This window comes from Gordonia sp. i37 (assembly GCF_002043085.1).
GTDB classification, from domain to species: domain Bacteria; phylum Actinomycetota; class Actinomycetes; order Mycobacteriales; family Mycobacteriaceae; genus Gordonia; species Gordonia polyisoprenivorans.
This window is the reverse complement of sequence record NZ_MVPX01000225.1, coordinates 1-11,439: the sequence shown is the minus strand read 5'-3', so window position 1 is coordinate 11,439 and position 11,439 is coordinate 1. Positions and strand designations below refer to the sequence as shown.

Here is an 11,439-nt window from a genome sequence, read left to right as displayed (position 1 = left end):
CCCAGCCACACCACGCGCTCCTCGTCGGCGTGCCCGACGACGAGTGCGCGGTTGCCGTCACCGAGAACCTCACGCAGCGTGCTGATCTCGCCGACCGAATCGAAGTCGCAGGCCTCGACGATCGTCAGCGCCTCGTTGAGGCGCAGGGTCTGACCCTTGTGCAGCACCTCGGTGTCGATGTTCGGCGAGCACGTCAGGCGCATCTTGCGCCCCGAGGTGAACACGTCGACGGTCTGGTCCGGATGGATCTCGAGCAGCACGCCGTAACCACTCGGGGGCTGTCCGAGCCGGTCGACCTCTTCGCGCAGGGCGACGAGTTGCTGACGCGCCTCTTTCAGGGTTTCGAGGAGCTTGGCGTTGCGGGCGGTGAGGTTGTCGACGCGATCCTGGAGATCCTTCGGATCCGACGCCCGGGTGAACGCCGAGCGCTCCCGTTCCGCACGCGCCGCGGCCAGGGGCGGGGTGTAGGCAGGGGTGAACGTCTCCCCCGCATCGACGTCGCGCGTACGCGCGGGGTCGACGTCGCGCGCATGCGTGGACTCGCTCGGGTCATTGCTGCCCGTGTTCTCCACCGAGGCTTCATGGCGATCAGATTCGGTCATTACTGACTCCTCTCCCCGGCAATCGCTCCCAATGGAGCGCTTGCGCCGTAACACCACGCTACCGGCAGGAGAGAAGAATCGCCGTGCACTGCGTGAGGAGAGATGTTGATGGTGTGTTAAATGTGCGTCTTCGCAACGTATTAGCGATGTTTCCGGCGCGGCGGTGCGCGGATTCAGCCCCGCGTGGGGCGCCGTTGCGGCCGGAGCGTGGTGGTGCCCTCGGCCAGTCGTCGTGCCGTGATCAGAAACGCGGTGTGTCCTTGCATTTTGTGTTCGGGCCGGACCGCGAGGCCGACCGCGCTCCAGTCACGTACGAGCGACTCCCAGGCCCGAGGCTCGGTCCAGCACTCCTGGTCGCGCAGCGCCTCGATGACACGCGACAATTGCGTGACCGTCGCCACATAAACCGTCAAGACTCCGCCTGGTTTCATGATCGAACGCACCACATCGAGCGGCTCCCACGGCGCGAGCATGTCGAGGATGACGCGATCGAATTGCTCGGTGACGGCGATATTCGCCAGATCGTCGATCACCAGAGACCAATTCGCCGGATGGCCGCCGAAGAACGTCTCGACATTGCGCTGGGCATGCTCGGCGTGATCTTCGCGGATCTCGTACGAGGTCACCTCGCCACGCTCGCCGACGGCGCGCAACAACGAGCAGGTCAACGCACCGGACCCGGCACCGGCCTCGAGCACTCGCGCACCGGGGAAGATGTCACCTTCGGTCACGATCTGCGCGGCATCCTTGGGGTAGATGACCTGTGCACCGCGGGGCATCGACAGGACGTAGTCGACGAGGAGCGGACGGAGCGCCAGGTATTCGGTTCCGCTCGTCGCCGCGACGATGCTCCCCTCGGGCGCGCCGATGAGGTCGTCGTGTGCGATCGCACCGCGGTGGGTGTGGAACTGTTTCCCGGTTTCCAGGATCACCGTGAACTTGCGGCCCTTGGCGTCGGTGAGCTGGACCCGGTCCCCGACGACGAACACGCCACTCGACGCCATCAGGTGGTGCTCTCGCGCAGCATGGGGGTGTTCCTCTCGGGGCTGGTGTTACATGTGTTGTCTACTGTGGCAGGACGTTTCCACTGTCGAGGATGTGGTCCCCCACCGCGCGCGGCGCTTGTCACCGACGCTCGCGGCGTTTGTCGCCGATGTACTCGGGTTTGTCACAGCCGCGCCCTACCCTGCCAAATGTGACGACCACAGTTTCTCCCGGGTCCACCCAGGCCACTGCTGCACCCGCCCCGGCCGCGGGCGGCCCGACCCCGGACGAGGTGTCCGCGCCGGGCTCCGGGCGCGGTCTCGTCGGTCGGCCGTTGGCTCTGTCACCCTCTCGTGCCACCGACTTCAAACAATGCCCGCTTCTCTATCGCTATCGTGCGATCGACCGGTTCCCGGAGACACCGACGAAGGCCCAGACTCGCGGAACCGTCGTCCACGCCGCACTCGAGAACCTCTTCGACATGCCGGCGTCACTGCGCACCCAGGAGTCCGCGGACTTTCTCGTGGAGGGGGCCTGGGCGGCGCTGTGCGAGGCCGATCCGACGCTGGCCGAGTTGATCGGATCCGGCGATCACGAGGCCTTCCTCGCCGAGGCGCACGGACTCATCGAGAACTACTACCGGATGGAGAATCCGACGGCCTTCGATGCGGCCGCGGTGGAAGAACACGTCGAGATCGAGGCCGATGACGTGCTCATGCGCGGTTTCATCGATCGGATCGACATCGCACCCACCGGGGAGATCCGGGTGGTCGATTACAAGACCGGTCGCGCGCCCGGTGAGGCGTATGAGGCCAAGGCGCTGTTCCAGATGAAGTTCTACGCGCTGGCGATCCTGCGGATTCGGGGGGTGGTCCCCGCCCGTCTGCAACTGATGTATCTGTCCGACGGGCAGGTGCTCACCTACACCCCCGATCGCGACGAGCTCGAGCGTTTCGGCCGCACGTTGTCGGCGATCTGGCGGGCCATCCGGGCAGCCGTCGCCTCCGGCGACTTCCGGCCGCGTCGATCACGCCTGTGCCGGTACTGCGAACATCACGAACGGTGCCCCGAGTTCGGCGGCGAGATTCCCGAATACCCCGGTCCACCACCGGGTTTCACGGCCTGAGCCGACGCTCGGCCGGGTGGTGTGTCAGATCACCCGGCGTTGGTGGCGCCCGAAGCGCCGTCGCCTGAGCCCCCGTCAGTTGCGCCGGCCGTGCCTGTTGTTGCCGTCCCTGTCGTACCCGAGGTCACGGTGTCGGCGTGCCGACCACTGCCCTGCAGGCGGTGCCGTCCCCCGCCCTGTTCGGGCTGATCGGCCGGGGACTGCTCCCCCGTCCCGGCGCTCCCCGTCTGGGTGGTTCCCGTCTGGGTGGTGGACGTCTGGTCGCCGCCGGGCGCCTCGGGTGCTCGATGTCGCCCGGCGGTCGTCGGTGCAGTGAGCGCCGAATCCTGTTGGGGTGCAGTGGTCTCGCTCGGCGCGACGGCCTGACTCAGCGGTGCGGTCTGGCTCGGTGGCGCGGGCTGGCTCGGTGGCGCGGTGTCACCCAGCGGCGCCGCGGTGTCGGGTGCGGATGCGGTCCGGGCTTGTGGCGACGACGCCGTGCGTTGGTCCGGGCTGATCACGACCGGTACGGCCGCGTTGTCGACGGCGGGGCCTTGCAGCGGATAGAAGGCGTTGTTGACCTTGTCCCAGCGCGCGACGTCGGCGGTGTCGTAGCCGATCCCGAGTTCGTCGTTGACCAGCATCGCCAGCATCGTCAACGGATGGTGATCAGGCTGATAGACGAGGTAGGTGGTGTTGCCGTCCTGGCTGTACAGCGTGGTCGGTTCCTGGCTGTAGTCGATCAGGTCCCCGTAGTTGTCGGCGCCCATGCCGGAGTGGATGGGGATGAAGCCTGCCGCGTCGACGAGGAGCGAACTCACCGGCCGATACCAGACCCACTGGAAGTTGGCGACCGGATCACCCACCACGATCACCGAGGTCACCGGCAGTTGGTCACCCGTCGCGCCCGGATCGCGAGCACCGTTGGATTCCGCACCGAACGCCTCGAAAAACGCCCCCACCAGCGGTTGCTCGGCGGCCCAGGCCTTCAACCCCCACGGGGAGCGCGGATCGGAGATGAGAATGATGTGCGAGTTGGCCGTGTCGATCGAGCCCGAGCCGACGGCCTGTTCGGCAGCGTTGCCCAGCGCTTCGGCGCCCTGGGAGTAGCCGGTGTAGACGACGTGGGGCGCGGTGGGCGCAAGCTTCTGAAACTCTCGCATCACCGTCAGATTGTTGGCCACCGCGATATCGCGCGACTGGTCGTAGGTCGGCGCGAAGATCGGGAGCACTGCGCCGGACCGTCCCGAGGTGAGTGGCGCAAGTGCTTCGGGATAGTCGATGACGATGGTCTCGCGCCCGGCGCGCATGCCCTTGATCCGTGGGTACAGCGTGCCGTCGTCGGTCCCGGGTGTGACAACGATGATCGCGGAGCGGTCGGCATGGGGGTCGCCGACCGACAGCCAATCGGGACACGGATCGGGAATCGGGGTCGTGGCCCCGGACTGATCGCCGGATGAGTCGCCTGCGGGCGCAACCGGACAGTCGTCCGGTGTTGCCGCGCGCACGACACCCTGGTCTTCCAGCCATGCGATGGTGCCGTCGACTCCGGCACCGGCTGCGGCAGTGGTCGCCGACAGGGTCATCGGTACGACCGCACCGAGACACAGCGCGCATCCGGCGGCCGTACTCGCGACCGCCTTTCGTACTCCGTACAAGACGTCTTCCCCTCGATCGATCACCGCGTGGACGTCGCGGATCCACCAGGGCTCCCATCAATGAGTCATGTTGCCCGCTGTTCGTGATCAACATGCTCGGATCGACGGTGGTGAACGAAGTTCATCCTGGACGTTTGACCGGCCGAACTCGGTGCAAATCCACGAAGATTCACCCGATCGGACGAACAGTTGCGATCGTTCAACCGACGTGGCCATCGCGGGGTCAGGACCGGGCTAGGGGGCGGGCTCAGGGCCCACCCCCGGCGGACTATGCCGACTCACATAGGCTGTGGTCGTGGAGACCAGTTACTACGTTCCGGAGGGTCCGGGTTCGGACGGGTTCGAATACTTTCGACCGACGTCGGCGACCATCAGTCCGTGGTCGTCGGACATCCAGCACGGCGGTCCTCCCACCGGACTGTTGATGCGGGCGCTCGAGCACGCGGCGCCGGAGACGTCGATGCACTTCACCCGAGTGACCACCGAGATCCTGGGTGCGGTCGGGCTCGAGATGAATCGGGTTCGGGCGCAGGTGATCCGGCCGGGCCGCCGCATCAGCATGGTCGCCGCCGACCTCGAGGTCGTCCAACCCGACGGCTCGTATCGTCCGGTGGCCCGGGCGGTGGCGTGGCGATTGCGCGCCCACGACACCTCGACGATCGCGGTGCGTCCCCAGTCGCCGCTGCGGCCGACACCCGAGGACATCGATGTGAAGGTCGGCGTCACCGCGGACAGCTCACTCGGGGTCGACTGGGGCACCGAGGGATTCATCGGCTCGACGGAGTCGGCGGTCACCACGGGCAGGCTCGGCGCCACACCGGCGGTCTGGCTACGGCCGGCGGTCGAACTCGTCGCCGGGGAGAAGATCTCCGATCTGCAATCGATCATGACCGTCGTCGACGTCGCCAACGGCCTCGGCACCCGATTGCGTCCGGACGAGTGGACGTGGATGAACACCGACACCACCGTGCATTTCTCGGCGGTGCCGTCCGGGCAATGGCTCGGCATCGACGCCGAGTTGGCCGCGGGTTCCGACGGTTTCGGCGCGACCTTCGCCGATCTCTACGACGCGGACGGGTTCATCGGCCGGTCCGCGCAGACGGTGCTGCTCGACGGCCGCTGAGCGGCAACCGGCGGCCTACGCCCGTAAGGCTCAGAACCGGCAGGATCGGATGTCGGAGGCCAGGATCGCCCGCACACCGAGTTCGGAGAGTTCGTCCATCAGGTTCTGGTGGCTCTTGCGCGGTACCATCGCGCGCACGGCGACCCAGTCCGGGTCGGCCATCGGTGAGACGGTCGGCGATTCGAGGCCCGGGGTCAGCGCGATCGCCTGGTCGAAGATGCTGCCGCGGGGGCAGTCGTAGTCGATCATCACGTACTGCTGACCGAACACCACGCCCTGCACACGCTTGACGAATTGTCGTGCGCGCTTGTCGGTGTCGGTTCCGGCACGACTGATCAACACGCCCTCGGAGTCGCACAGCGACTCACCGAATGCGGCCAGTCCGTGCTGACGCAGCGTCCGTCCGGATCCGACGACGTCGGCGATCGCGTCGGCCACGCCGAGCTGGATGGAGATCTCGACCGCTCCGTCGAGGCGGATGATCTCGGCCTCGAGTCCGCGCGAGGCCAGGTCGGCACGGACCAGATTCGGATACGACGTCGCGATCCGTTTGCCTGCGAGGTCGGCGACGGTCCACTCCTGGTCGCCGGGCGCCGCATAGCGAAAGGTGGAGCTGCCGAACCCCATGGCGAGCTCCTCGTCGACCTCGGCGCCCGAGTCGCGCGCGAGATCGCGGCCGGTGATGCCCAGGTCGAGGGTCCCGGCGCCGACATAGATGGCGATGTCCTTGGGACGCAGAAAGAAGAACTCGACGTCGTTGGCGATGTCGAGGACGGTCAAGTCCTTGCTGTCGGTCCGCTTGCGGTAGCCGGCCTCGGCCAGGACGGCGGCCGCCGACTCCGACAGCGCGCCTTTGTTGGGTACTGCGACTCGCAGCATGATCACTCCAGGGGTAGCTGGTGAGCTGAGGGGATGACGGGCGATGGGCCGCGCCGGATCGGGCGCGACCTACAGATGGCGGTAGACGTCGGCCGGCGAGAGACCGCGCTTGATCATCATCACCTGCAACCAGTAGATGAGCTGGGAGATCTCCTCACCGAGCGACTCATCGGACTCGTGCTCGGCGGCGAGCCACACCTCGCCGGCCTCCTCGATGATCTTCTTGCCGAGGGTGTGCACGCCCGCGTCGAGGGCGGCGACGGTTCCGCTGCCGGCCGGCCGGGTTTGCGCCTTGTCGGTCAGCTCGGCGAACAGCTCGTCGAAGGTTTTCACGAGTTCCTATCCTCGCACGTGGGCTGTTTCGAGTTCGGCGAGGGTGACCCCGACGAGCGAGGTCCGGAACTCCCGCAGCGGACCCGGCGGAACCGGCGCCGTCGAGGGCACCACGAGCGTCGTGCACCCGGCGGCGGTCGCCGACGAGGTCCCGGTCGGCGAATCCTCGACCGCGCGGCATCGGCGGGCGTCGACCCCGAGGAGCTCCGCCGCCCGCAGATACGGATCCGGTGCCGGCTTGCCCGTGGCGACCTCGTCGCCGCACACCGTGACGGCGAAGAACCGCCGGTCGAGGGTGTCGAGGGCGAGCTCGGTCAGTTCGCGGACGGTGTTGGTGACCAGTGCCATCGGGATACCGGCCGCGGCGACGAGTTCCAGCGTCTCGCGGGCGCCCGGTCGCCACGGCAGGTCGTCGGCGAACAGTTCGGCGACCCGGTCGAGCAGCCAGCGTTCGTCGCGGGCATGATCACGCTCGGCCGCCGAGAGTCCGGCGGCGTCGTAGACCTTGTCGAGTGCGTCGTCCATGGAGTTGCCCAGCGTCGACTCCCGCAGCTCCGGGGTCATCGGATAGCCGTGTCGCAGCGAGAGCTCGGCGACGGCGACGTCCCACAGGCGTTCCGAGTCGAGCAGGGTGCCGTCCATGTCCCAGAGGACGGCGTCGGGAGTACGACGATCGGCGGTTGTCGGCACGAGAGAATCATCGCCGACGAGCGGTGATCACACCCAATCCGGTGACCCCGGTCACCGGCCGAGGACCGCTCCGCGAGCTCGCCGCAGGGTGTCGGCCACCGCCCAAACAAGCCCGAGCGCGGCCAGCCCCATCATCGACGCGTAGATGCCGAGCGCGGTGTCGCCTCGCCCGGAGGTGTAACCACCGGAGCCACCGTGTCCGCCGGGCGCACCTGCTCCGGTGCCGCCCGGGGCACCACCACCCGGTGCCCCGGCTCCGGGCTGACCACCGGTATCGCCGTGCCATCCGCCGCCCGATCCGCCGCCGAAGCCGTGCTCTCGACCGGGGCCCTGGCCACCGCTTAAGCCCCGACCCCCGCCGAAGCCCTGACCACCCCCGAAGCCCTGACCACCCCCGAAGCCCTGGCCACCCCCGGAACCCTGACCACCGAAACCGCGGCCGGCACCGAAGCCCTGCCCCTGATCCCCGCTCAGTGAGGAGTGGTACACACCGATCGCCGCGGCCTGGATGAGAATCGGGATGATCACGAAGCGCAGCGGCAGGTAGAACGCCATGATCACGCTGAGCACTTCTGCCAGGTAGAAGTACCGGTCGTGCATCGCCGGCAGCAGGAACGGCACGATCACCGCCGACGCGGTCGCCACCACGAGGATCGACGCGGGCGTCACCGGCGGCTTCTTCCACACCGACCACGCCAGGAACATCACGATGATCGCCGCGGCGAGTCCGATGCCCAGGCGCGCCAGCCAGGTGGCGTCGCCGGAGATCGGGATCAGTTGGTACAGGTTGGCCGCCCCGAGGGTGAGTTGTTTGTAGGAGTCGGTCTGGTGCAGATATACCGACAGCGCATCGGACCACGGGGCGCCGACCGCCACGGCGGGAAGCACCGCGGAGACGAATACCGCGGGAATCGCGGCGAGGGTGTACCACGGCAACCTGCCGCGTAGCAGCATCCACGCCAGGATCGGCAGCACGAAGACCGCCTGCAGCTTGAACGACAACGACAGTCCGAAGAAGGTGCACGCCCACAACGAGTTCAGGACATACGCCCGGTGGGTGATGCCCACGCGCTGCGCGCGCAGCAAGAAGTAGATGCCACCGACCGCGAATGCCGAATAGATGGCGTCGGCCTGACCCCACCACGCGCTGTTGGCGATCACCGACGGTAGGAACAGGATCAGGCCGAAAGCCAAGGCACGCAGGGTGAATCGATCGGTGCGCAGGGCGACGATCCGGTAGGCGAAGAAGGCCAGGACGAGATCGAAGGTCACCGAGAGTGCCTTGATGCCGATCAGCGTGGGAGCGTGGACGACGGTGAGCAACCAGATCAGGTAGAGATAGGGGTAGTTGTAGTCGGCGAACTGCTCTTTGAATGCCCCGAAGCCCTGTGTGTCGAGGGTCTCGTACCAGCGCGACAGAAATGCCCGGTAATCCATCGTCTCCATCGACTGGAAGTGCCACCGCACGCCGAGTGCAACGGCCACGAGGGCGCCCAGCACGAGCCATCGTGCCCACGTCGGCGCGGTGCGAGAAGGTCCGATGTCGGTCGTCGGTTCGTCTCCGGCATCGGACACCTCGGTGTCCGTAAGGGTCGCAGAGGTCATGACACCAAGGGTGGACACCGAAGCTGGGAGGCCGGTGCACGCACGCTGCGAATCGGATGACACCGTCATCACCCGACGAACGTGACAATGTCGACCGACGACCGCGGGGTAGGCTCAAGGCCACCCCTATTGGCGTGTACCGAGAGGCTCCCATGACGGTTCTCGTCTTCGGACATCGCAATCCCGATACCGACGCCATCGCGTCGGCGCTGGCTCTCGCCGAACTCGAGGTGGCACTCGGAACCGACGCCCAGGCGGTCGCGCTCGGCCCGCCGAATCCCGAAACCGCCCATGCGCTGGCCTCTTTCGCCTTCGGCGCGCCCCGGGTCATCGAGTTTGCACGGCCGGAGACCGATCAGGTGATGCTCGTCGACCACAACGAACGGCAGCAGAGTGTCGCCGACATCGATGAGGTGACCGTGCTGCGAGTGGTCGATCACCACCGCGTGGCCAACTTCACCTCGGTCCTCCCGCTGTATTTCCGGGTCGAACCCGTCGGATGCACCTGCACGATCCTGGCCCGCATGTACGCGGAGAACGAGGTGCCGATCCCCCGCGCGATCGCCGGGATGATGGTGTCGGCCATCATCTCTGACACCTTGCTGCTGCACTCCCCGACCACCACCGATGACGACCGTCGGGTCGCGGCCGAACTCGCCGGCATCGCCGGGATCGACCTCGACACCTACGGCGACGCACTGCTGCGTGCCGGCGCCGCACTCGGCGATCTCGGAGCCGCCGAACTCATCGACCGGGACGCGAAGAGCTACACGCTGGGCACCACGCAGGTGCGTCTGTCACAGATCTCGAGCACCGATCCCACCGAGGTCCTCGACCGGCGCGATGAGTTCCTCGCGGCCATGGAGACCGAGCGCGTCCGGGCGGGTGACGATCTGTTGCTGCTGTTCGTCACCGACGTGCTCCGCGGGGATTCCGAACTCCTCGTGGTCGGCGAACCCGTCGCCGCGGTCGAGAAATCCTTCTCGGTCACCGTCGTCGACGGCCATGCACACCTGCCGGGAGTGGTCTCCCGCAAGAAGCAGGTGGTGCCGCCGTTGACCGCGGCCATGCGCTGAAACTCGCGCCGTACTCAGGTGTTGAAGTATTTTGCCTCCGGGTGGTGCAGCACGAAGGCATCGGTCGATTGCTCGGGATGCAGCTGCAGTTCCTCCGACAGGTGCACTCCGATGCGTTCGGGCTCGAGGAGCTCCATCATCTTGACGCGGTCCTCGAGGTCGGGGCATGCCCCGTACCCGAACGAGAAACGCGCACCCCGGTATTCGAGGTCGAAGAAGCCCTGCGCGTTGTCGGGATCCTCGGCGTCGACGGCGCGGTCGGCGAACGCCAGTTCACCACGGACCCGCTGATGCCAGTACTCGGCCAGCGCCTCGGTGAGCTGCACGCTGATCCCGTGCACCTCGAGATAGTCGCGATAGGCGTCGCGTGCGAACAACTCGTTGGCGAAGTCGGCGATCGGCTGCCCCATGGTCACCAACTGGAACGGCAGCACATCGACGCGCCCGTCGGCCAGCGCCGCCTCGCGGGAGCGGACGAAGTCGGCGATGCACAGGAACCGTGACCGCTGCTGCCGCGGGAACGTGAACGAGAACCGGGTCGGCGCGTCGGGTGTCGGCTCGGTGAGTATGTGCACCACATCGCCGTCGCTGACCGCCGGGAAGTAGCCGTACACCACAGCTGCGTGCGCGAGGATGCCCTCGGTGGAGAGGCGATCGATCCATTCACGCAGACGGGGTCGGCCCTCGGTCTCGACGAGTTCTTCGTAGGTGGGTCCATTGCCTCCGCGCGCACTGCGTAATCCCCACTGTCCCAAGAACAGTGCGCGTTCATCGAGTAGCTGGAGGTAGTCCGCGACCGGGATTCCCTTGATGATCCGGGTGCCCCAGAACGGCGGGGTCGGGATCTCGTTGTCGGCGATGACATCCGAGCGTGCGGGCACCTCGACAGGCGTCTCGGCGGCCTTGCGTTTGGCGGCGATCCGCTGTGAGCGTTCGTGTCGCGCCTTGCGTTCGGCTGCTTTCTTCGCCGCGGCGAGGGAATCGGCGCTCTCCGGGACCGACCCGCCGCCGCGTTTGAACGCCATGATCTCGTCCATCAACCGCAAGCCCTCGAAGGCATCCCGCGCGTAATGGACCTGGCCCTCGTAGGTGTCGGAAAGGTCGTTCTCGACGTAGGCGCGGGTCAGGGCGGCACCGCCGAGGAGCACCGGGTAGTTGTCGGCGAGCCCCCGGGCGTTGATCTCCTCGAGGTTCTCCTTCATCACCACCGTCGACTTGACCAGCAGGCCCGACATGCCGATCACGTCGGCCCGCTTGTCCTCGGCGACCTCGAGGATCGTCGAGATCGGTTGTTTGATACCGATGTTGACGACCTCGTACCCGTTGTTGGACAGGATGATGTCGACGAGGTTCTTGCCGATGTCGTGCACATCGCCCTTCACGG

The 11,439-nt window shown here is 67.0% G+C and carries 10 protein-coding genes and 1 pseudogene; 3 read left to right on the top strand and 8 right to left on the bottom strand.

The features are described from left to right. Positions 1-602, bottom strand: a pseudogene (locus B1964_RS10405) (proteasome ATPase); the annotation flags it as partial. A 173-nt stretch (positions 603-775) separates the two neighbouring features. After that, complete coding sequence (locus tag B1964_RS10400) at positions 776-1,606, bottom strand: tRNA (adenine-N1)-methyltransferase (protein WP_006370154.1); 831 nt, start codon at positions 1,604-1,606, stop codon at positions 776-778. A gap of 191 nt (positions 1,607-1,797) precedes the next feature. Here B1964_RS10400 and B1964_RS10395 point away from each other — a divergent pair, with 191 nt between their 5' ends. After that, a complete protein-coding gene (locus B1964_RS10395) occupies positions 1,798-2,712 on the top strand; it encodes a RecB family exonuclease (RefSeq protein ID WP_079929708.1) in 915 nt (304 codons plus the stop codon). A 29-nt stretch (positions 2,713-2,741) separates the two neighbouring features. Here B1964_RS10395 and B1964_RS10390 read toward each other — a convergent pair whose 3' ends face one another. Further along, the gene (locus B1964_RS10390) at positions 2,742-4,349 is read right to left on the bottom strand and encodes a PE-PPE domain-containing protein (RefSeq protein ID WP_172398806.1); all 1,608 of its coding nucleotides are present in this window, start codon (positions 4,347-4,349) and stop codon (positions 2,742-2,744) included. A 289-nt stretch (positions 4,350-4,638) separates the two neighbouring features. Here B1964_RS10390 and B1964_RS10385 point away from each other — a divergent pair, with 289 nt between their 5' ends. Continuing rightward, positions 4,639-5,472, top strand: coding sequence for a thioesterase family protein (locus B1964_RS10385; RefSeq protein WP_079929706.1), 834 nt, complete (start codon positions 4,639-4,641; stop codon positions 5,470-5,472). Between the two features lie 30 nt (positions 5,473-5,502). Here the strand turns inward: B1964_RS10385 and hisG are convergent, their stop codons facing one another. From hisG to B1964_RS10365, 4 genes are all read right to left on the bottom strand, one after another. Next, on the bottom strand, positions 5,503-6,351 hold the full coding sequence (gene hisG, locus B1964_RS10380) for an ATP phosphoribosyltransferase (RefSeq protein ID WP_026920137.1): 849 nt from the start codon (positions 6,349-6,351) through the stop codon (positions 5,503-5,505). 69 nt (positions 6,352-6,420) lie between these two features. Next, a complete protein-coding gene (locus tag B1964_RS10375) occupies positions 6,421-6,684 on the bottom strand; it encodes a phosphoribosyl-ATP diphosphatase (RefSeq protein WP_006370149.1) in 264 nt (87 codons plus the stop codon). A 6-nt stretch (positions 6,685-6,690) separates the two neighbouring features. Next, on the bottom strand, positions 6,691-7,374 hold the full coding sequence (locus B1964_RS10370; protein WP_079929705.1) for an HAD family phosphatase: 684 nt from the start codon (positions 7,372-7,374) through the stop codon (positions 6,691-6,693). Between the two features lie 51 nt (positions 7,375-7,425). Beyond that, the gene (locus tag B1964_RS10365) at positions 7,426-8,979 is read right to left on the bottom strand and encodes a hypothetical protein (protein WP_079929709.1); all 1,554 of its coding nucleotides are present in this window, start codon (positions 8,977-8,979) and stop codon (positions 7,426-7,428) included. Positions 8,980-9,131: 152 nt separating this feature from the next. On the opposite strand from B1964_RS10365, the gene B1964_RS10360 reads away from it, so the two are divergent. After that, positions 9,132-10,055, top strand: a complete 924-nt coding sequence (locus tag B1964_RS10360) for a manganese-dependent inorganic pyrophosphatase (protein WP_079929704.1) — start codon at positions 9,132-9,134, stop codon at positions 10,053-10,055. A 14-nt stretch (positions 10,056-10,069) separates the two neighbouring features. Here B1964_RS10360 and B1964_RS10355 read toward each other — a convergent pair. Next, on the bottom strand, positions 10,070-11,439 hold a 1,370-nt coding region (locus tag B1964_RS10355; RefSeq protein WP_172398805.1), incomplete at its 5' end, for a vitamin B12 dependent-methionine synthase activation domain-containing protein.